General features: G+C 68.6%; 19 protein-coding genes and 1 pseudogene. 11 read left to right on the forward strand and 9 right to left on the reverse strand.

Annotated elements, in window-relative coordinates; translation table 11 throughout:
* Positions 1–31: 31 nt before the first annotated feature.
* Together EPL04_RS00890 and EPL04_RS00895 are read right to left on the reverse strand one after the other, a co-directional pair.
* A complete protein-coding gene (locus EPL04_RS00890; protein WP_134668556.1) occupies positions 32–1,141 on the reverse strand; it encodes a sensor histidine kinase in 1,110 nt (369 codons plus the stop codon).
* A gap of 116 nt (positions 1,142–1,257) precedes the next feature.
* Positions 1,258–2,118 (reverse strand): sulfurtransferase, encoded by an 861-nt coding sequence (locus EPL04_RS00895; protein ID WP_134668558.1) that lies wholly within the window; start codon positions 2,116–2,118, stop codon positions 1,258–1,260.
* 230 nt (positions 2,119–2,348) lie between these two features.
* On the opposite strand from EPL04_RS00895, the gene EPL04_RS00900 reads away from it, so the two are divergent.
* The 3 genes from EPL04_RS00900 to EPL04_RS00910 all read left to right on the forward strand — a co-directional run bounded on the left by EPL04_RS00900 (position 2,349) and on the right by EPL04_RS00910 (position 4,536).
* Positions 2,349–3,131 carry a sulfurtransferase gene (locus EPL04_RS00900; RefSeq protein ID WP_134668560.1) on the forward strand — a complete coding sequence of 261 codons (783 nt, stop codon included), beginning with the start codon at positions 2,349–2,351 and terminating at the stop codon, positions 3,129–3,131.
* A gap of 55 nt (positions 3,132–3,186) precedes the next feature.
* Positions 3,187–4,047, forward strand: a complete 861-nt coding sequence (locus tag EPL04_RS00905) for a ribose-phosphate diphosphokinase (protein WP_134668562.1) — start codon at positions 3,187–3,189, stop codon at positions 4,045–4,047.
* Positions 4,048–4,248: 201 nt separating this feature from the next.
* On the forward strand, positions 4,249–4,536 hold the full coding sequence (locus EPL04_RS00910; protein WP_167599385.1) for a HalOD1 output domain-containing protein: 288 nt from the start codon (positions 4,249–4,251) through the stop codon (positions 4,534–4,536).
* A gap of 15 nt (positions 4,537–4,551) precedes the next feature.
* Here the strand turns inward: EPL04_RS00910 and ileS are convergent, their stop codons facing one another.
* Positions 4,552–7,749 carry an isoleucine--tRNA ligase gene (gene ileS, locus EPL04_RS00915; protein ID WP_134668563.1) on the reverse strand — a complete coding sequence of 1,066 codons (3,198 nt, stop codon included), beginning with the start codon at positions 7,747–7,749 and terminating at the stop codon, positions 4,552–4,554.
* Positions 7,750–7,907: 158 nt separating this feature from the next.
* Here ileS and EPL04_RS00920 point away from each other — a divergent pair, with 158 nt between their 5' ends.
* From EPL04_RS00920 to EPL04_RS00950, 7 genes are all read left to right on the forward strand, one after another.
* Complete coding sequence (locus EPL04_RS00920) at positions 7,908–8,351, forward strand: SHOCT domain-containing protein (protein ID WP_134668565.1); 444 nt, start codon at positions 7,908–7,910, stop codon at positions 8,349–8,351.
* Positions 8,352–8,477: 126 nt separating this feature from the next.
* Entirely contained in the window at positions 8,478–8,906 is a 429-nt protein-coding gene (locus EPL04_RS00925; RefSeq protein ID WP_134668567.1) for an HIT family protein, read from the forward strand.
* A gap of 95 nt (positions 8,907–9,001) precedes the next feature.
* A complete protein-coding gene (locus EPL04_RS00930) occupies positions 9,002–10,339 on the forward strand; it encodes an O-acetylhomoserine aminocarboxypropyltransferase/cysteine synthase family protein (RefSeq protein ID WP_134668569.1) in 1,338 nt (445 codons plus the stop codon).
* Positions 10,336–11,526: a homoserine O-acetyltransferase MetX gene (gene metX, locus EPL04_RS00935; protein ID WP_134668570.1), complete on the forward strand. Its 1,191-nt coding sequence runs from the start codon at positions 10,336–10,338 to the stop codon at positions 11,524–11,526. Before EPL04_RS00930 ends, metX begins: the two co-directional genes overlap by 4 nt.
* Positions 11,527–11,615: 89 nt before the next feature.
* A complete protein-coding gene (locus EPL04_RS00940) occupies positions 11,616–12,659 on the forward strand; it encodes a S1C family serine protease (protein WP_134668572.1) in 1,044 nt (347 codons plus the stop codon).
* An 83-nt stretch (positions 12,660–12,742) separates the two neighbouring features.
* Positions 12,743–13,630: an NAD(P)H-binding protein gene (locus EPL04_RS00945; RefSeq protein WP_134668573.1), complete on the forward strand. Its 888-nt coding sequence runs from the start codon at positions 12,743–12,745 to the stop codon at positions 13,628–13,630.
* Positions 13,630–14,364 (forward strand): DUF7530 family protein, encoded by a 735-nt coding sequence (locus EPL04_RS00950; RefSeq protein ID WP_134668575.1) that lies wholly within the window; start codon positions 13,630–13,632, stop codon positions 14,362–14,364. The genes EPL04_RS00945 and EPL04_RS00950 overlap by 1 nt, the downstream gene beginning before the upstream one ends.
* Before the next feature lie 15 nt (positions 14,365–14,379).
* Here the strand turns inward: EPL04_RS00950 and EPL04_RS00955 are convergent, their stop codons facing one another.
* The 4 genes from EPL04_RS00955 to EPL04_RS00970 all read right to left on the reverse strand — a co-directional run bounded on the left by EPL04_RS00955 (position 14,380) and on the right by EPL04_RS00970 (position 17,536).
* Complete coding sequence (locus EPL04_RS00955; RefSeq protein WP_134668577.1) at positions 14,380–15,438, reverse strand: NAD(P)/FAD-dependent oxidoreductase; 1,059 nt, start codon at positions 15,436–15,438, stop codon at positions 14,380–14,382.
* Between the two features lie 163 nt (positions 15,439–15,601).
* Positions 15,602–16,240, reverse strand: coding sequence for a phosphoserine phosphatase SerB (gene serB, locus EPL04_RS00960; protein WP_134668579.1), 639 nt, complete (start codon positions 16,238–16,240; stop codon positions 15,602–15,604).
* 80 nt (positions 16,241–16,320) lie between these two features.
* Complete coding sequence (locus EPL04_RS00965) at positions 16,321–17,049, reverse strand: hypothetical protein (protein WP_134668581.1); 729 nt, start codon at positions 17,047–17,049, stop codon at positions 16,321–16,323.
* 109 nt (positions 17,050–17,158) lie between these two features.
* A complete protein-coding gene (locus EPL04_RS00970) occupies positions 17,159–17,536 on the reverse strand; it encodes a hypothetical protein (RefSeq protein ID WP_134668583.1) in 378 nt (125 codons plus the stop codon).
* 134 nt (positions 17,537–17,670) lie between these two features.
* On the opposite strand from EPL04_RS00970, the pseudogene EPL04_RS00975 reads away from it, so the two are divergent.
* A pseudogene (locus EPL04_RS00975) lies at positions 17,671–18,561 on the forward strand (MBL fold metallo-hydrolase); the annotation flags it as partial.
* Between the two features lie 79 nt (positions 18,562–18,640).
* On the opposite strand, the gene EPL04_RS00980 reads toward EPL04_RS00975, so the two are convergent.
* Both EPL04_RS00980 and EPL04_RS00985 read right to left on the reverse strand, forming a co-directional pair.
* Positions 18,641–19,111, reverse strand: a complete 471-nt coding sequence (locus EPL04_RS00980) for a hypothetical protein (protein WP_134668585.1) — start codon at positions 19,109–19,111, stop codon at positions 18,641–18,643.
* Between the two features lie 57 nt (positions 19,112–19,168).
* Positions 19,169–20,314 (reverse strand): tyrosine-type recombinase/integrase, encoded by a 1,146-nt coding sequence (locus EPL04_RS00985; RefSeq protein ID WP_134668587.1) that lies wholly within the window; start codon positions 20,312–20,314, stop codon positions 19,169–19,171.
* Between the last annotated feature and the right edge of the window lies 1 nt (position 20,315).

Consider the following 20,315-nt stretch of genomic DNA (forward strand, 5'->3'; position numbering starts at 1 on the left):
GGCCGCTTGTAAGTAGCGACGCCGGCGAGGGTCACGTCGCGGCGTCGAGCCGGAGCGCGACCACGCCGCCGTCGGCGTCGTCGGGGAACGACAGCGTCCCGCCGAGAGACTCGACCACCCACTTGGCCTGCCAGAGACCGAAGCCGCTGCCGTGTTCGAGCTGAGTCAGCGCCCGGTCGCCGGCGACCACCGCGGCCTCGTCGTCGGGGATGCCCGGGCCGTTGTCCTCGATCCGGACCGTCACGCGGTCGTGGGTCTGTCGGGCGGAGATCGCGACCCGCGGCGTCTCGGCGTCGGTGTGTTGGACGGCGTTCTCGACGACGCTTCCGAGCGCCCGCCGGAACTGGTCGTTGGCCGCCGCCGCGAGCCCGGTCGGGACGTCGACGTCGATCTCGGCGTCCGGGTGGGCCTCGCGGAACTCGGTCGCGATCTCCTCGGCGAGCGGCGCGAGCGCGACCGGCCGGGTCTCGGGGCTGTCGGCCTCGATGGTCTCCTGAATCCGGGCGACCTTGTCGTACATCGACCCGAGCGAGTCGGCCTTCCCGTGGACTCTGCGGGCGGCCTCGGCGAGCTGGGGGTCCTCGACGTCGGTCGCGAGCTTCTCGGCGTACCCCGTGAGCACCTGCGCGTCGTTCCGGAGGTTGTGGCGGATGAGCCTGTTGAGCACCGCGGTCTTCTCGCGTTCGGTGGCGAGATCCTCGGCCCGGATCCGGCGCACGTCGTTGACGCCGATGATGACGTGGGCGGCCGTGCTCACGCCTAACACCGTCGCGATCACGAACGGCGGGACCGTCACGGGCCGGTAGAGAGAGACTAACCCGAGCACGGAGCCGAGAACGAGCACGCCGAGGGTGTTCCACGCCGCGATGCGGAGCGTGTTCTTGGTCGTGAAGTCGGCCCGATAGATCAGATAGCTCGCGGCCACGAGCACGATCGAGACCACCGACCCGACCCCCGCGAGCACGAGTTCGATCGTCGAGGTCGGCGAGGCGATAAGCCGGCTCACGTTCGGGATGAGGAGGACGAACCCCGTGAGTCCGATGACGGCGCTGGCGACCGCACGACGGAGATCGCGTCGCAGTCCGCCCGCTCGGGGGTCGGTCACCAGCGGCCCGCCGACGAGTTCACCGGGAGATACCATTCACCGGCTTGATTCGTCTAACTAAAGCCACATAACTCCGTCGTTACCTCTCCTCTCTGTGTCACGTAGGCGAACGTCAAAACGGGTCGGTCGTGGCTACGGCGCGAGGCGAGCGCCTACTCGCCGGTCTCGATCGGCGCGTCCACGAGGTTGCCCCACTCGGTCCAGGACCCGTCGTAGTTGACGGTGTCCTCGTAGCCGAGCAGTTCGTGGAGCGCGAACCACGCGACCGACGACCGCTCGCCGATCCGGCAGTACGCGACGGTGGTGCCCTCGCCGTCGATGCCCTCGTCGGCGTAGAGCTCTTCGAGTTCCTCGCGGGTCTTGAACGTGCCGTCGTCGTTGGTCACCGCGGCCCACGAGATGTTTTTCGCGCCGGGGATGTGGCCGCCGCGCTGGGCGGTCTCCTGGAGTCCCGGCGGCGCGAGCACCTCGCCGCTGTACTCCTCGGGCGACCGGACGTCGACGAGCGGGACGCCCCGGCCGATCGCCTTCTCGACGTCGTCGCGGTAGGCCCGGATCGACTCGCGCGGCCCCGCGGCGTCGTAGGACTGCTCGGAGAACGACGGCACCTCGTCGGTGGTCGGGTAGTCGTTCTCGACCCAGTACTCGCGGCCGCCGTCGAGCAGTCGCACGTCGTCGTGGCCGTAGTACTTGAACTGCCAGTAGGCGTAGGCCGCGAACCAGTTCGAGTTGTCGCCGTAGAGGACCACCGTCGAGTCCTCGGTGATGCCGTGGCTCCCGAGCAGGTCCTCGAAGTCGCCCTTCTCGAGGATGTCGCGCTGGGTCTGGTCCTGGAGCTGGGTCTCCCAGTTGAACCCGATCGCGCCGGGCGCGTGGGCCTCCTCGTAGGCCTCGGTGTCCACGTCGACCTCGACGAGTCGGTACTCGGGGTCGTCGCTCTGGAACTCCTCCAGTCGGTCTTCGGCCCAGTCGGCCGAGACCAGCACGTCGTTCGCGTACGCTGTCTCGCTCATACAGTATCGTGTAGGAGCGCCTCACGTTTAGTTCTGGTAGCTACGGTAGGTACCGCCAACTGTCGTCTCTCCCGGAACTTCTTGCCGGTTGTCGCGGGAACGGCCGTTCGTTTTCCACACCCGATACGTTCGGCGGCCCCGGAGCCGGCAATTACTGCCGGCGGCTACGACCCCTCGCGAGTCTGCCCGGAACCGGACGCCTATACTCGCGGAGTCCCAACTCGGAGCCGATGAACGAGAACGTCGTGGCGAGCGCCGACTGGCTCGCCGACAACCTAGACGACGTGCGGATCGTCGACGTGCGAGACGCCTGGGAGTACGACGGCATCGGCCACGTCCCCGGCGCGGTCAACGTCCCGTTCGATGCGTTCCGGAGCGACGACGACGCCGACGCGGGGATGCTCCCCGGCGCCGACCGGTGGGCCGACCTCGTGGGCGGGGCCGGGATCACCGCCGACGACACCGTCGTGGCCTACGACGACACCCACGGGGTGTTCGCCGCCCGCTTTCTGGTCACCGCCGAGTGCTACGGTCACGAGGATCTGCGCCTGCTCGACGGCGACTTCAGTTCGTGGATGCGCGACCACGAGACGTCGAGCGAGACCCCCGAAGTGACCCCCGCGTCCTACGAGGTGCGAGCGCCCGCCGACTCCCCGCTGGTCGACCGCGAGGCGGTCGAACGCGCCGTCGAGGACCCGAACGCCGTCCTCGTCGACACTCGCGACGACTGGGAGTTCGCCGAGGGCCACATCCCCGGCGCGGTCAACCTCGACTGGAAGGCGCTGGTCGACGAGGCGACCCGCGGGCTGAAGCCCCGCGAGGAGCTCCGGACCGTCCTCGAATCCCACGGTATCACCCCCGACAAGCGCGTCGTGCTGTACTGCAACACCGCCAGACGCATCAGCCACACCTACGTCGTACTCTCCTCGCTTGGCTACCCCGAACTGGATTTCTACGAGGGGAGCCTCACCGAGTGGGAGGCGGCCGGCGGCCCGCTCGAAACCGACGAGTGACCGGTCGCCGGACCGAGTGAAAACCGATTTACCCTCCGGCGTTCACCCCTCGCGTATGATTATCAGCGGGTCCGCATCCCAGGTGCTCGCGGCCGAGCTCGCGGCCGAGCTCGACGAACCGCTCGCGAGCGTCGAGTACGACAGGTTCCCCGACGGCGAACTGCTGGCGAGCGCCCCCGGCGTCGCCGAGGCCGAGACCGACCGCGCGATCGTGGTCGCCTCGACGGTCTCCTCGGACGCCCACCTCGAACTCCTCCAGTTGCAGGACGCCGCCCGCGAGTGGGGCGTCTCGGAGGTCGTGACCGTCCTGCCGTACATGGGCTATGCGCGCCAGGACGACGCGTTCGAGTCGGGCCACCCCGTCTCTGCCCGCGCAGTCGCCCGCGCGATATCCCCGGGCGCCGACCGCGTGCTGACGGTCAACCCCCACGAGGAGAGCGTCTGTGGGTTCTTTGAGGTGCCGGCCGAACCGCTCGACGCCGCCGGCCGACTCGCCGACCCGCTCCCGGCGGACCTCGACGATCCGGTCTTCCTCTCGCCCGACGAAGGGGCGCTCGACATCGCGACTGCGGCCCGCGACGCCTACGGTCGGGGAGCCGTCGACTACTTCGAGAAGACCCGGCTGTCGGGCACCGAGGTCGAGATGACCCCGAGCGACGCCGCCGTCTCGGGCCGGGACGTGGTCGTCACCGACGACATCATCGCGACCGGCTCGACCATGAGCGAGGCGGTCGCGCTCCTCCGGGAGCGTGCGGCCGCTCGAGTGTTCGTGACCTGCGTCCACCCGATGCTGGCGGCCGACGCCTACGCGAAGCTCTCGCGGGCGGGCGTCGAGGCCATCTACGGGACCGACACGATCGAACGGCCCGCCAGCGAGGTGTCGGTCGCGCCGGTGGTCGCCGACGCGCTCCGGTGACGCCGGCCGCACGGACACCCCGGGTCGAGTCGAACGCGACGCCGTCCGTCCCCGTCACCGGCTTTCGAGTAGATGCTCAACGGTAATCGCAAAACCTTCTTTAGCGTCGACTGCGACGCTCGACGCAGTGAAGCGCCGCGACGTCCCGTCGGCGATCCGACGCGTCCGTCCGTCGGCGAGCGCGACTCGCGGCTTCGACCCATGACGAACGACTCAGAGGAAACAGACGACGAAGCGATCCACGTCGGTCGCTACGACGCCGACGAGCGCATCAGCGTCCGCGTCGCGAGCGATCTCGCGGACGTGCTCGATGTCGACCCCACGGACGTCGACCTCTACGAAAACGTCGACACGGAGGCGCTCGACCGGCTGTTCGACTCGACTCGGGACGGCGTCTCCCGGACGGGTCGGGTGGTCTTCGAGGCCGAGGGACACCACATCACGGTTCGGAGCGACGGGACGTTCACCATCGCTCGGGCCGACGGGTAAGCCGGCCGACCGCGCTCAGGCCTCGGCCTCGGCGACCGGCACCACCGCGATCTCCATCTCGACGCCCTCGACGTCCCACTCCTTGCGGTGGCCGTCCTCGACGTCGCCGACCGCGTCTGCGCGGACCTCGTCTTTCACGAGGTCGAGTCGCTCCTCGACCAGTTCGGCGACGCGGTCGTCGGCCACGTTCAGTTCGAGCCGGACGCGCTGTCCGATGTCGAGGTCCATCTCCTTGCGCATCTCCTGGACCCGGCGGATGACCTCGCGGGCGTACCCCTCGCTCTCGATGTCCTCGGTGAGCTCGGTGTCGACGTAGACGACCCCGCGGCGGTCGCCGTCGGTGTCGAACGCGACGCCGGTGACCCCCTCGGGAGTCTGGGTGACGAACTCGACCATCTCGTCGGTGAGGTCGACGTCCATCCCGGTTTCTGCCTCGACCGCGTCTTCGAGCCCACCGAGGTCGGGCTCGTCGACGCGCGCGGCGTTGAGCGCACCCATCACGCGGCCGGCGTCGTCGCCGAACGCGGGCCCGAGGACGCTCATGTCGGCCTCGGCGCTGTACCGGAGTTCGCCCCACTCCTCGCCGGGCGCGACCAGCTGGACTTCGCGGGCGTTCAGCCGGTCGGCCAGCAGGTCGGCGTGGCGCTCGACGGCCTCGACCGTCCGATCGTCGTCGGCGTTGACCACGACGCGCGCGACCGGCCACCGGAGCTTGCGCTCGGCCTGCTGGCGGGCGTTCGACCCCGCCTCCTCGACCGCGCGCAGGAGCGCCACGTCGGTCTCTAACTGCTCGTCGGCCCAGTACTCGTCGGGATCGGGCCAGTCGCACATGTGAACGGTGTCGTGGCCCTCGTCGCCGGTGAGCGCGCCGTAGATCTCCTCGGCGACGAACGGCGCGTAGGGCGCGATCAGCGCGACCACCGTCGTCAGCACCTCGTAGAACGTGGCGTACGCCGCCAGCTTCGAGTCGCTGTCGTCTTCCTCCCACATGCGCTCGCGGACCACCTGAATGTAGAACCGCGAGACGTCCTCGACCACGAACTCGAGCAGGGCGTGGAGCGCCTTGTCCTGCCGGTAGGCCTCCCAGTGGTCGGTCATCTCGGCGACGACCGACTGGAGGCGCGCGAGCACCCACTCGTCGACGAGTTCGAGGTGCTCGTCGAACGCCTCCAGCGTCGTCTCCGCCGGATCGAAACCGTCGAGGCGCATGTACGGCAGGGGGAACCGGAACACGTTCCAGAGGATGTTGAGATCCCGCTGCATCTCCTCGGTCTCGTCGTACGAGAAGCGCATGTCCTCGCCCTGCGGGTTCGACGAGAGCAGGAACATCCGCATCGGGTCGGTGCCGTACTCGTCGATGACCTCGTTGGGGTCGACGAGGATGCCCTTGGACTTCGACATGCCGCGGCCGTCGGGCATGTTGGCGTAGCCGTGCATCAACACCTCGTCGTAGGGGATCTCGCCGGTCGCGGCGGTCGACATCCCGAGCTGGGACCAGAACCACCCGCGGGTCTGGTCGTGGGCCTCCATGATGAGGTCGGCGGGCCACAGCTCCTCGAAGGCGCCTTCGCGCTCGGGGTAATCGAGGGTGCCCCACGAGGCGACCGACGAGTCGAGCCAGACGTCGAACACGTCGGCGACCCGGGTGTAGGTCGTCCCGTCCTCGGTGATGGTGAGGTCGTCGACGGTCGGCTTGTGGAGGTCGACCTCGTCGGGGTCGACGTCCTGATCGACTCGCTCGGCGAGCGCCTCGCGGGTGCCGACGACGATCACGTCGTCCATGCTTCCGTCCCAGTTCTCGGGCGTCCAGATCGGGATGGGGATACCCCAGTAGCGCTGGCGCGAGACGTTCCAGTCAGGCGCCTCCTCGACGAAGTCCCGGAACCGGTTGTCCCGGGCCCACGAGGGGTGCCACTCGCTGTCCTCGATGTTGTCGAGCAGTTCGTCTTTGATGTCGGTGACGGTGATGAACCACTGGTCGGTGACGATCTGGAGGATGCCGGTGTCACACCGCCAGCAGTGGCCGTAGCTGTGCTCGACCGTGTCCGACCGGAGCATCAGCCCCTTGTCTTCGAGGTCCGCGATGATGTCGTCGTCGGCGTCCTTCACGAACTGGCCGGCGTACTCCCCGGCCGCGTCGGTGTAGACGCCGTCGCCGGCCACCGGACAGAACACGTCGAGGCCGAGTTCGGTCCCGCGCTCGAAGTCCTCCTCGCCGTGGCCGGGCGCCGAGTGGACCAGCCCGGTCCGGTCGGCCTCGACGTAGTCGGCGCCGTACACCTGCAGGGCGTCCTCGCCGTCGGCGTGGTCGGGCACCTCCGCCTCGAGCGGGTGGTCGTACTCCCAGCCGATCATCTCCTCGCCGGCGAACTCGGCCTCGACCTCGTAGTCGTCGTACCGACCGGCCTTCAGGACGCCCTCGACGCACTCCTCGGCGACGTAGAGTACGTCCTCGCCGCCGTCTTTTTGCGCCCGCACCTGCTGGTAGGTGAGGTCCTCGTCGACCGCGACGAAGGTGTTGGCGGGGATGGTCCACGGGGTCGTGGTCCAGATCACGAGGTGGCCCTCCCGGTCGGCGAGCGGGAACTTCACGTAGATCGAGGGGTCCTCGACGTCGTCGTACTCGACCTCGTTGTTGGCGATGGCGGTCTCACACCGCGGACACTGGGAGATAGAGCGCTTGCCTCGCTCGACGAGCCCCTCCTCGTGGGCTTGTCGGAACCCCCACCACGCCGCCTCCATGTACTCGGGGTTGACGGTCTTGTAGGGGTCGTCCCAGTCCATCCAGACGCCGAACGACTTGAAGTCCTCCTGAAGCCCGACGAGCTGGTCCTCGGCGAACTCCTTGCACGCCTCGATGAAGTTCTCCTCGCCGAACTCCTCGATGTCTTTCTTGTTCTCGAAGCCCAACTGCTCCTCGACTTTCGTCTCGATCGGCAGACCGTGCATGTCGTAGCCCGGCCGATCGGTCACGTCGTACCCCTGCATCCGGAGGTAGCGGATGTAGGCGTCTTTCAGCGTCTTGTTCCACGTCGTGCCCATGTGGGCCGCCCCGGAGGTGTACGGCGGCCCGTCCACGAAGAAGAAGTCCTCGCCGTCCGCGCGGTGGCGCTTGGTCTTCTCGTAGGCGTCGACCTCGTCCCAGTAGGCGAACACGCGGTCCTCGACCGCGTCGGGGTCGTACTGGTCGTCTACCTCGTCGAACCTGCTCATATGGGTCCTGTTTGCCTACGGAGTTAAATCGGGTTCGGTTGTGCAGACGCGGCTGTAATCGAGGCCGAGCGGTCGGGACCGGACGGCGGTGCGGTCGGGGCGACCCCGAAATAGGCGTCCCCCGATTTTTTATCGTCAGCGAGTCTCGGTACGCTCGTATGACTGCTTCGACCGCCGAGCGCTTCCGGGAGAACGCGACCGAGATCGTGAGCACGGTGGTCACCGGAATCTGGATGGCGGCGCTTTTCACCGGTCAGGACTGGTGGCTGGCGGCGCTGTTGTTCGGGTACGTCGTCGTGGTCCCGGTGGTCGAACTCCTGTACGGCGACGACGGGGACGGCGAGCTCGAAGACCTCTCGGACGGCGAGGCCGACAGCGAGTGGTGGACGGACCTGTACGGCGACGGGCGGACCGCCGACGAATCCGACCGCGACGAGACGGCCGAGACCAACAACCGCGAGGCGCTCGAAACGTTGCGCGAGCGGTACGCGCGCGGCGAACTCACCGACGAGCAGTTCGAGCGAAAGCTGGAGCGGTTGCTCGACACCGAGACGCTGGAGAACGTCGAGGACCGCGCCGACCGCGACCGACTCCGGGAGTGAGCGATCGAGCGTCGTAACCGACGGGACCGCCGTCGGGCCGCGACGGGACGCCGAACGCAGAGCCCGTCAACCCCGCGGAGCCTCAACTTTGATACGGCGTCCGATCGAACCACACCGAACACAGCCATGAGCAACGACGACTGCATCTTCTGTCAGATAGTCGACGGCGACATCCCGAGCCACACCGTCTTCGAGGACGACACCGCGATGGCCTTCCTCGACGCCAACCCGCTCGCGCCCGGCCACACGCTCGTCATCCCGAAGGCCCACCACGAGACTCTCGAAGACGTGCCCGAGGAGACCGCGGCCCACGTCTTCGGCGTGCTCCACCGACTCAACACGTCGGTCCAGCACGCGGTCGACGCCGATGCCGCCAACGTCGCGTTCAACGACGGCGAGGCCGCCGGCCAGGAAGTCCCGCACGTCCACGGACACATCATCCCGCGGTTCGACGCCGACGGCGGCAGTCCGATCCACGCGGTCGCGGGCCAGCGCCCCGACCTCACCGACGCCGAACTCGACGAGATCGCCGAGGAGATCCACACCACGCGGTAGGCTCGCCGACCGCCGGCGGGCGGAGAGCCGGCTCCGCCAGCAAGCCTTACCGTAACTGCTGGTTATAACTTACTCGAAGAATATTCCTGTAGTACATGACCACCGAGGACGAGCCGCGCTTCGACACCCGGAGCCTCCACGCCGGACAGGAGGCCGACCCCGCCACGGGGGCGCGCGCGCCGCCCATCTATCAGACGACCTCCTTCGAGTTCGCGGACGCGGACCGCGCCGCCGACCTCTACGCGCTCGACGCGGAGGGCGACATCTACTCGCGCATCTCGAACCCCACGACCCGCGCGCTCGAAGAACGGCTCGCCTCCCTCGAAGGCGGCGCCGGTGCGATCGCCACCGCCTCGGGGATGGCGGCCTTCGACGCGCTCACGCTCGTCCTCGCCGAGCGCGGGGACAACGTCGTCTGCTCGACCGACACCTACGGCGGGACGACCGCCCACCTCCGTCACACCGCGAGCAAGCGCGGCATCGAGCCCCGGTTCGTCGACACGCTCGACTACGACGCGTACGCCGAGGCGGTCGACGACGACACCGCCTACGTCCACGTCGAGACGGTGGGCAACCCCTCGCTCGTCACCCCCGACTTCGAGCGCGTCGCCGCGATCGCCCACGACGCGGGCGCGCCTCTCGTGGTCGACAACACGTTCGCGACGCCGTACCTCTGTACGCCCCTCGACCACGGCGCGGACGTCGTCTGGAACTCCACCACCAAGTGGCTCCACGGGAGCGGCACCACGGTCGGTGGCGCGCTGGTCGACGGCGGGAGCTTCGACTGGCGGGCCCACGCCGACGACTACCCCGAACTCGCTGGCGAGAACCCCGCGTATCACGCCACGGACTTCTCGCGTGACTTCGCCGACGCGCCGCTGGCGGCGGCCGCGCGATACCGGGCGCTCCGGAGTCTCGGGAATCAGCAGTCGCCGTTCGACGCGTGGCAGACCCTCCAGGGGCTCGAAACCTTACCGCTCCGGATGGAGCGCCACTGCGAGAACGCCGCGATCGTCGCCGAGTACCTCGCGGACCACGAGGACGTGGCGTGGGTCGACTACCCCGGGCTGGCGAGCCACGAGACCCACGACAACGCCTCTCAGTATCTGGCGGGCGGCTACGGCGGGATGATCGCGTTCGGGCTCGACGGCGCCGACGGCCCCGGCTCGCCCGCTCGCGACACCGAGTCTCGCGGCGGGTTCGAGGCGGGCAAGTCGTTCTGCGAGACCGTCGACCTCGCGAGCTTCCTCGCCAACATCGGCGACGCCAAGACCCTCGTGATCCACCCCGCGAGCACCACCCACGCACAGCTCTCGGCCGACGAACAGCGCGCGGCGGGCGTCTCGCCCGACCTCGTGCGACTGTCGGTCGGCATCGAAGATCCGGCGGACCTGCTCGCCGACATCGAGCGGGCGATCGACGCGAGCACATGAGTCGGACGCGCGCGACCGCCGACCTCGGCGAGTTCGAGTTCGAGTGCGGCCGGACGATCCCGATCGAGGTCGCCTACGAGACCTACGGCGAGTACGACGGCGACAACGCGGTCCTGATCTGTCACGCGCTCACCGGGAGCGCCCACGTCACCGGCTCGACCCGAGACAATACGGACGGGCAGGCCGCGGCGTGGTGGAGCGACGTCGTCGGCCCCGGGAAGGCCGTCGACACCCGCGAGTACTTCGTGGTGTGTGCGAACGTCCCCGGGTCGTGTTACGGCACGACCGGGCCGGCCAGCGTCGACCCCGAGACCGGCGAGCCGTACGGCACCGACTTCCCGGCGGTGACCGTGACCGACTGGACGCGGGCACAAGCCCGACTCCTCGACCACCTCGGGGTCGGGCCGCTCCGGGCGGTCATCGGCGGTAGCGTCGGCGGGATGAACGTCCTCGAATGGGCAAAGCGGTACCCAGAGCGAGTCGACCGGGTGGTCCCGGTCGCGACCGCGGCCCGGCTCGACCCCCAGATCCTCGGTATCAACGCGGTCGCGCGCCGGGCCATCACCGGCGACGACGCGTGGAACGGCGGCCGGTACTACGGCGAGGGCCCCGACCCCGACGAGGGGCTGGCGGTCGCGCGCCAGCTCGGCCACGTCACCTACCTCTCGAAGGAGTCGATGGACCGGAAGTTCGGCCGCCGATCGGCGGGGATGCTCGTCCCCGACGGGTTCGCGCCCGACGACCCCGCGGGGGAGTTTTTCCCCTACCGGGAGGTCGAGTCGTACCTCGACTATCAGGCCGGGAAGTTCGTCGACCGGTTCGACGCCAACAGCTACCTCTACCTGAGCCGGGCGATGGACGACTACGACCTCGCGTCGGGCTACGACTCGGACGCCGACGCGCTCGCGGGCTTCTCGGGGGAGGCGATGATCCTGAGCTTCACCGGCGACTGGCACTTCACGGTCGAGCAGGCCGAGCGCCTCGCCGCCGCGTTCGAGACCGCGGGCGTCGACGTCGCCCACCACGTCGTCGAGAGCGACCACGGCCACGACGCCTTCCTCGTCGAACCCGAGGAGGTCGGGCCGCCGATCCGGGACTTCCTCGCGGCCGGCGTCGAGGGCCGGGCGGTCAGCGACGCCGACCAGGAGTCGTTCGCGCCGGTCCACACCAGCCTGTTCGGAAACTGAGCGCCGTCGGTCCGTCCGGGCCGGCCGATTCGTCCGCCGGCGGCGCTCGGCCACGACTTTCTTACTCGTCGCTGTCGTCCGGGTTGTCCATGCGAATACCAGCGGTACTACTGACAGTCGCGCTCGTCGGTGTCACACCGGCCACCGCAGTCGTGGCGGGCAGTCCGTCCGCGATCGGGGTCGCCGCCGACACGGGGACACAGCAGACCTGTGACTTCGAATCGCTGTACGACGAGACGATCCGGTCGGTCGTCACCATTCAGGTCCGAACCGACGGCGGCGGCGGACTCGGATCGGGCTTCGTCTACGACGAGTCGGGGCGAATCGTCACGAACCAACACGTCGTCGCCGACGCCGAGACGGTCGAGGTCCAGTTCGACCGCGGCCAGTGGCGGACCGCCGAGGTCGTCGGCACCGACGCGTACAGCGACCTCGCGGTGCTGGAGGTCGACGACGTGCCCGACTACGCCGACCCGCTCGCCGTCGAGTCGGGCCACCCCGAGACCGGCCAGCGGGTCGCCGCGCTGGGGAGCCCGCTCGGGCTTCAGGGCACCATCACCGACGGCATCGTGAGCGGGACCAACCGCTCGCTCCCGGCGGGCCAGGAGGGCGGCCCGCAGTTCACGATTCCCAACACCCTGCAGACGACCGCGGCGATCAGCCCGGGTAACAGCGGCGGGCCGCTGGTCGACTGCACCGGGACGGTCGTCGGGGTCAACACCGCGGGCGCCCAGGGCGGGGAGAACATCGGCTTCGCGGTGCCGTCGACTCGCGTCGAGCGCGTCGTCCCGGCGTTGATCCAGAACGGCTCGTACACCCACTCGTTCCTCGGCATCTCGTCGAGAGACGTGTCGCCGGCGGTCGCCGAGCAGGCCGGACTCAACGTCACGTCCGGCGTGTTGGTCCAGCAAGTCATCTCCGGGTCGCCCGCCGACGGCGCGATCCAGAGCGGCGACGTGGTACTGCAGGTCGCGGGCCAGCCGGTCGCCTCGCAGGAGGACCTCGCGAGCGCCCTCGTGCGGTATCGGCCCGGCGACACCATCTCGATGCAGATCCTTCGCGACGGCGAGCGCCGGACCGTCGAGGTGACGCTCGGCGAGCGCCCCGCACCGGGCGAGACGCTGGGCGACTGAGCGGGCAGACCTGACGACTCTTTTCGGGCCGCGGACCGCTCTTGCACCGACAGTTATGACCCCTCGGTCCGAACCCGCCGCCAATGCGCGTGCTGGTGACCGGAGCGACGGGATTCGTCGGCGGCCGGCTGGTGCCGGCCCTGATCGATGCGGGCCACGAGGTGGTCGCGCTCGTCAGGGACGCCGAGCGCTACGACCCGCCCGACGGGGTCGCGGTCGTCGAAGCCGACCTGCTCGACCCACAGAGCCTCGAGGGCTGTTTCGCGGACGTCGACGCCGCCTACTATCTCGTCCACTCGATGCAGACCGGCGGTGACTTCGCGGCCCGCGACCGCGCGGCGGCCCGGAACTTCGTCGACGCCGCCCGCGAGTCGCCGCTCGAGCGGGTCGTCTATCTCGCCGGACTGGGCGAGACCGGCGACGACCTCTCGGCCCACCTCAAATCCCGCCGGGAGGTCGAGTCGATCCTCGCGGGCGGCGAGTTCGACCTGACGGTGCTCCGGGCCGCGGTGATCGTCGGCGACGGGAGCGCGAGCTTCCGACTGATGCGCGAACTGGTCTCGAAGCTCCCGGTGATGATCACCCCGCGGTGGGTCCGCAACGACTGCCAGCCGATCGCGGTCGCCGACGTGGTGGCGTACCTCGTCGGGGTCCTCGACGCCCCCGAGACCGCGGGCGGGACCTACGAGATCGGCGGCCCGGAGGTGTTGAGCTACGCCGAGATGCTCCGCCGAACCGCCCGGACCGCCGGCCGACCGCTCGTGCTCGTTCCGGTGCCGGTCCTGACGCCGACGCTGTCTGCCCACTGGCTCCGGCTGGTGACCGACGTGCCCGCGAGCGTCGCCCGGCCGCTCGTCGAGGGACTGAAAAACCCCGTCGTCGCCGACGACGAACGGATTCGCGAACTCGTTCCCGTCGAACTGACGCCGTTCGACGCGGCGGTCAAGCGCGCACTGGCGGGCGGGGACTGATGGCGGGAGACGCCGGTGGCGACTCCGACTCCCCGACCCCCGAGTACGGCGAGACGTGGGTGTACGAGAGCATCGTCGGCGCGATCCCCGGGGTCGACCTCTCGCCGACCGCCGCGGTGACCGTTCAGTTCCTGCTGTTCGAGGGCGCGATGCTCGCGCTCGCGGCGGGCTACGACCTCTGGTCGGCCGTGCCCGCGGGCACCGCCGCGGTGGGGGTCGCGGCCGCCGGGAGCTATCTCATGCTCGCGCTCAGCCGCGAGATCCGGGCGTCGTCGGCGCCGCCGGCCTACCCCCGGCTCCTGTTCGGGACGAGCATCGAGGTGGTGCTTGGCGTACTAGCGTTCGTCGCGCTGGTGACCGCCCTGCTCGCCGGCGGCGCGGGCGTCGGCCGGCGCCCGCTTTTGACCGCCCTCCTCGGGCCGGCGCTCCCGGTGCCGGCGGTGTACCTCGCGCTGTTGGTGCTCTGGGACCTCTGTTACCGGATCGGCACCGGCTGGTGGGCCAGCGTCGTCGGGCTCTCCCGGTCGGTCCGGTACCGGCGGACGCTCGACGCCCCGACCCGGGCGCGACTCCGCCGGGCCGACCTGCTGACGATCGGGTTCGCCCTCGTCCAGTTGGCGCTGGTCCCGTTCGTCGGCGACCGGCCGGTGTTGCTCGTCGCCATCGTCGGCCACGTCCTCGCGGTGACGGTCGTCTCGGGGGCGTCGGTGGTGTTGCTCTCCCGGTCGGCCTGACCTCGGCGGGACCGATCAGCGGTCCGCGTCGACCCGGTCGCCGGCGTCCAGTCCGCTCGCGAGCGCGGCGTGGAGTCGCCCCTCGCCGACCACCCAGTCGCCCGCGAAAAAGAGGCCGGCGTCGGCGCCCCGGTCGAGCGCCTCGCGGTCGGCGCCCGCGTCGGGTAGGGCCTCGCGCCACCGCACCACCTCCGCCCAGTCGAACCGCTCGCGGGCGGTATCGTCGAGCAGGTCGGCCGCCCGTTCGGCGGCCGCCGCCGCGAGCTCGTCGTCGGGGTCGTCGTAGCGCCGCCGGGACCACTCGGGCGCGGGCTGGACGACCAGCACGCTCTCGCCGTCGGGAACGTGGCCGGGCTTGCACTCCTCGCGGGCGACCCACCCGAGGACGTGGTCCTTGTCGGCGTTCACCAGCGCGTAGTAGGGCGCCTCGATGCGGTCGCCGTAGCCGAGCGCGACCGACAGAATCGTCCGGTAGGGGACCGCCGACGCGGCCTCGACCAGCGTCGACCGAAGCCCGTCGTCGCCCAACTCGCTGTCGGCGAGCAGGTCGGCGGTCGTCGGCCCGGGCGGCGTGAGCACGACGGCGTCGGCTCGGACGGTCGCGCCGTCGCCGTCACCGTCGACCGACCCGCCGACGTCGCGGGTCTCGACCCGCCACCGATCGCCGTCGCGTTCGAGTCCCGTGACTTCGGTTCCGGTCCGCACGGCGGCGTCGCTCGCCGCCCGGAGTCGGTCGCCGAGCGCGGCCAGCCCCTCGCGGTAGGTCCACTTCGAGCCGTCGTCGCCCCGACCCTCCGAGATTTCGCCGTCGGCGTCGAACGTCCAGACCGGGCCGTCGGCCTCGACCAGCCCGTCCGAGAGCTCCTCGCGCAGGAGGCGGGCGACCCGGTCGTCGCCGTCCTTGCAGTAGTTCGCGCCCACGTCGACGGTACAGCCGTTCCGCCGCCGGGTCGCGGCCCGGCCGCCGACCGACTCGCGGCGCTCGAAGACGATCACCTCGGCGTCGGTTTCTCGAAGGCGGTAGGCGGCTCCGAGCCCGGCGACGCCCGCACCGACGATCGCGACTGTTGGCATGCCTGACCCGTGGGACCGCGTCGGCAAAAGGCTGGCCGCGGTCCGGGTCGTCTCGGTTCGCTCGCGTCGGCCGAACAGGTGGTTCGTGCTGTCGATCGCTCGCTCGTCGCGACCGGGCGAGCGCGCCGCGGATCACTCGAACCCTGAGGCGGCCGGTATCAGCTCATCCGAACAGCTCCTCCTCGTCGAGCACGTCCCGCAGTTCCTCCATCGAGCCGACCACCGCGTCGCAGGCCGGCCGGACGGCGGGCTTTGGCGCGAACCCGACCGCGAGCCCCGCGACCTCCAGCATCGGGAGGTCGTTAGCGCCGTCGCCGACCGCGATCGTCCGGCTGATGGGGATCTCGCGCTCGCCCGCGAGCCGTTCGAGCGCGTCGTCTTTGGTCCCCTCGATGAGCGGCCCCTCGACCGCGCCGGTGAGCCGGCCGTCTTCGACGGGCAGGCGGTTCGCGACCACGACGTCGACCGAGACGCCCGCCTTCGCCAGCGCGGCCTCGACGCCGCGCTCGAACCCGCCGGTCAGGATCGCGGTCGTCACGCCCGCCTCGTCGAGCTCGCGGATCACCGTGGCGGCGTCGGGCCGGAGCGCGACCTCGTCGAAGGCCGCTTTGGCCCCGTCGGTCGAGAGACCCTCCAGCAGGGCCGCCCTGTCTCTGAGGCTCTCGGCGTAGCTGAGTTCGTCGTTCATCGCCCGCTCGGTGATGTCGGCCATCTCGTCGGCGACTCCCATCCGCTCGCCGAGCAACACCGTCATCTCCGAGTCCGAGAGCGTCCCGTCGAAGTCGAACGCGACCAGCGTCATGGCGTCGGCTTGGTCGGGCGGGTGCTTGAAACGCCCGGAAGGTGCGCGTGTTGCGAGCGTCGCGGGCGCCCGACCGCGGCTCACTCGTAGCTGTCGAGGGTGGCGTTGACCCGCACGTCGGTTCCGTCGCCCTCCTCGGGGTCGACCTTCCGGACCCACGCGGTGTAGCTGTCGGGGAGTTCGGTCACGTCCACCCGGATCTTGAGGACGGTCGCCTCGCCGGCCTTGGCGGTCATCGCCTCGCGCTGGCTCCGCTCGAACGAGCCGTCGCCGGTCTTGACCTCACACCAGTACTCGGTCAGGACCGGCCGGTCGGGGCCGAGCCGGACCGTCGCCCGGCAGTCGGGCACCCACCGACGCGACGCCCCGACGACCACGGGCTCGGGGTCGGCGTCGAGTTCGATCCGGAGGTCCTCGTCGGGGAGCGCCGGATCGACCCGGGCGAAGTGAGCCAGCACCGGCGGGTTCACCGCCGGCGAGCAGACGACCGCCTCGCCGAGCGCGCCGTACTGGTTCGCCGCGGTGTCGAAGGTCAGCCCCCGGGCGGGCGTGCCGTCGGGGTCCCGGCGGCGGCGCTCGGGCCACGCGACGAGGTAGGCGTCGGCGTCCGAGGGGTCCTGTGGGGCCGCCCGCTGGATCTTGAGCGGCGTCTCGCCCGCCGCCGAGAGCTCGCGGGCGCGGCGCCGAGCGTCGGCCTCGGAGTCGAACTCGGCGGTCTCGCCCTCCGCCCGCCCGAACTGCCACGCCGCCTCGTTCGCGTCGGTCGCGCTGTCCTTGATCGCGACCCGGAACGGCTCGTCGTCTGTCATCGCTCGGGTGTGGACGCGCCGGCCATTTGAATGGCGACGAAACGACGTCGCCGGACCGGATCGCGATGGCGTCGTCCTCGCGGTCGGCGACGACCGGCCGACGGTGGGTTCAGAGCCCGAGCGCCCGCCGGAGTCGACCGACCAGTCCGCCGTCCCGGGCCGAGTCGCCGCCCGAGACCGGAAGCTCGCGGGCGAGCGCGTCGACCTCGCCGTCGCCGATCCGATCGTTGTGGCGGGCCTCCTCCAGCCACTGCTCCCACTCGTCGGGAGACAGCGTGCCGCGGGAGTCGGGTCCCCACTGCTCGACGAGCGCCGTCCGGTCGCGGAACGGCACGTCCATCTCGCCGCCGCCCCAGTGGAGCGGCGAGAGCGCGAACTCGTAGTCGGCCTCGTCCGGGAACGCGACGCGGTAGGGGTAGTTGTTGTAGAGGAACACGTCGTCGGGCGCGACCGTCTCGCCGTTCGGGAGTTCGAGCGTCCGATCCATTCGGTCGACCTACGGTCCGGGCGCCTTTGAGCGTTCTGTCGGCGGGCGTCCGGCGAGTTCGGTCGCGAGCGCCGGGTCGCGCCGCGATCGGAGAACCGACGAACGAAAAGGCCTCGACCGACTATCGACGACCGATGGACATCGAGTTTCTCGGCGGGGCCCGCGAGATCGGCCGGAGCGCCGTTCTCGTCGACGACTCTCTTCTCCTCGATTTCGGGATGCTGACCGACAACCCCCCGCAGTTTCCGGTCGAGACGCCGACTCCCGACGCGGTCGTGGTGTCCCACGGCCACCTCGACCACGTCGGCACGGTACCGGCCCTGCTTTCGGGCGAGGCGCGGCCGCCGATTCACTGGACGCCGCCGACGTACGAACTCACGCTGACGCTCGCGCGAGACACGCTCAAACTGCATGGGGGGTCGTACCACTGCCCGTTCACCGAGACCGACCGCAAGCGCGTCACGCAGGTGTCGAACACCCACGGGTACCGCGAGCCCTTCGACGCCGCGGGCTACGAGGTGACCTTCTACAACGCGGGCCACATCCCGGGGAGCGCGCACGTCCTCGTCGACGACGGGGAGACGCGACTCCTCTACACCGGCGACTTCCACACCGACGACCAGCGTCTGGTCTCGGGGACGACTGGGCGACCCGACGCCGACGCCGTCATCTGCGAGAGCACCTACGCCGACGTCGACCACGAGGACCGATCCGTGGTGGAGAAACGGTTCGCAGAGAGCGTGAAGACGACGCTGTGGGAGGGCGGGACGGTCGTCGTTCCCGCGTTCGCGATCGGTCGGACGCAGGAGATGATGCTCATCTGCGAGGAGTACGACATCCCCTGTTACGTCGACGGGATGGGCAAGCAAGTCACCGAGATGCTTCGGCAGTATCCCGAGTTCGTTCGCGACGCAGACGCGTTTCGACGAGCGAAATCCCACGCGCGGTTCGTCACCGGACGAAACGGCCAGCGAAAGCGGATTACTGAACAGAAGGCCGCGATCATCACCACGAGCGGGATGCTCGGAAACGAAGATCCGCTAGCAGTTGCTGGCTAGTTTTGATGTCTCAATAGTATTGAATGTAGACTGGTAAGTGGAGTGTCTAGTCTCGAGTACGACCGTAAATCACGTCAGCCAGTAGTTCGGGATTCGAAACATCATTTACGGGTGCATAGGTACCGGTTCCCTGAAGTGGTTGTCCAGTAATTTGCTCCACTTCGTCATGCGTAATCGCTGCCTCTTCGTCTAGAACGACCTGCCACCGAACAGGCACATGGTATTCATTGGCGCCACTATCAGCACTATGGAATATCATATTACTCGGCTCAACAGGCTTCTCATCGAAATCGCCAACAACAAGCCCAACAGCTCGGACACCGACCCCGTTTTGATAAGAGAACACTGCATCACCTTGTGATAGATTTTCTAGGTGATAGCCGAACTCATCGTAGTCACCGAAGGTGGCAACTACGTTATGTGCATAGATTTCTGTTCCAGGATCGCCGTCAGGAAGTCGACCGCTATTGGTATTCACCCAGTGATAATTTCGGGGCATAGTCTGTTCTATCGACATGTATACTAAAAGGCATCGGTAATAAGGGTTCCAAAGAAGGTTCTTCCGATACCGGGGTCAATACGGTCCGATACCTAACTTGAAGACGTTCTCACGGTAGATGTTCTCGATGTCCTCGTAGTACGTGTGGAGATACACGTCGATCGCTTCGCCGTAGTCGACTGCTGCGTCGCCGATCGCGTCTCCGCGCATGTACTTGACTAGTTCCCGGTTGAGATCCTGGTCGATACGCCAGAAGCTGGAGAACCAGTGTCGACCGAAGTGACTCGTCACTGCTTCGTGTTGCTCGGTTTCGGCGTACTTGGGATGGAATCCGGTCTTCCACGCCTCGTTGATCCTTTTCGGCCACAGTTGATCGTGTCGATGGTCAGAGAGGAACAGCCACGGCTCACCGTTGTCAGGCCGAATGAGCAGCCACTGGACAAGGAGTTGACGCATTTCGTCGTCCAGCGGCAGGACGCGCCCTCGTTTGGACTTGTTCCCATCCCGCTCGTCAGCCGGCGGGATGTAGATCGCATTTTCGTAGTCACGAATCTGGGGATGAGTTCCCAGTTCCGGATAGCTCTCCTCGATGTCGGGGTGCTGGATGCTCACGTCTTTGAGTTTACTGTTGCAGACCGCTCCTGCTCGCATCCCGAGTTTGAGTTGCTTGCAGACAAAGCATCTGTCTCTGATGTGCTTGATCGCCCTGACTCCCTCTTGCAGGTCTTCGAGGGGAACATTTGGATGATCTTTGTCGGGTTCTTCACTCTTCCATTCCCGGAACGGGATCTTTTCGCGAGCGGCCTTGATCGGGTTGAAGTCCTTACCGTGAGGAAACACCGATTCGCGCTGCCAATACTGATAGACTCGGTTCAGCGCGCGTAGGTGCGCTTTGATAGTCCCGACATCATGACCTCGATCCGTCCGCTGCGCTTCGGCGAAACTCGTGATGTGACCCGTGTTTGCGCAGGCGGGGTGCCGACCCTGTTCTTCCATGTGCTCTTTGAACTGCCGGAAGATCCTGCGATAATCGTTCTCTCGACTCGTCGAGAGTCCTCTCGACTCCAGAACCTCCTTCATGTATACCTCGAGAGGGTCGACATCGAGGGTCTGAAACTGTTCTTCGTACTTCGCGAGCGGATCTGCTTCCAGGTCGAACGCGTCAGCGAACGCCTGGCGCTGTGCGTCGATACCGTCGTTGTTCCTTTTTTCATTACTCATG

Source organism: Halorussus marinus (assembly GCF_004521895.1).
GTDB classification, from domain to species: domain Archaea; phylum Halobacteriota; class Halobacteria; order Halobacteriales; family Haladaptataceae; genus Halorussus; species Halorussus marinus.